Origin of the sequence: Pseudomonas sp. FSL R10-1339, from assembly GCF_009600545.1 — a bacterium.
In the GTDB taxonomy this organism is placed as follows: domain Bacteria; phylum Pseudomonadota; class Gammaproteobacteria; order Pseudomonadales; family Pseudomonadaceae; genus Aquipseudomonas; species Aquipseudomonas bubulae.
Genome location: NZ_WIVQ01000279.1, coordinates 1 through 406 on the forward strand (window position 1 = coordinate 1; position 406 = coordinate 406).

The window sequence follows — 406 nt, forward strand, 5'->3', positions numbered from 1 at the left end:
GAGCTTCCTCGACCTCGCGGGTCATCCGCGCATATTCTTCCGGCCACAGCGCTTGCTCCATGCGCAGCGACGCCTGCCCAAGCAGGTGCAGCAGGCCGAACAGCCGCATGTCATTGGTGGCGACGACGTGCTCTCGAATCCGCTCCTGGATCACCTCGCAGGCCCGATGCGCCTCTGGCGTCGCCGTGCCCTCGTAGCCGGCTGGGAGTTCTGCTTCTTCAGCGATTCGCGCCCAAGCGATAGCCAGCGCCTCGATGGTGGACAGGTTCATTTGCTCATCCACTTGCGCAGCAGACGCTTTTTCAGGGAGGCGCGCTCTTGCGGATTGCGTCCCTTGTGGTTGGCAATGCGATCCGCCGTGGCGGCCTGGCGCTTGATGGGCCAGTAGGAGCGGCCATCCTTACCC

General features: G+C 64.3%; 1 protein-coding gene. It reads right to left on the bottom strand.

Annotation, left to right across the window (positions count from 1 at the left end):
• The coding region (locus tag GHO03_RS24800; protein WP_153400713.1) for a hypothetical protein at window positions 1–271 on the bottom strand (271 nt) is incomplete at its 3' end.
• Between the last annotated feature and the right edge of the window lie 135 nt (window positions 272–406).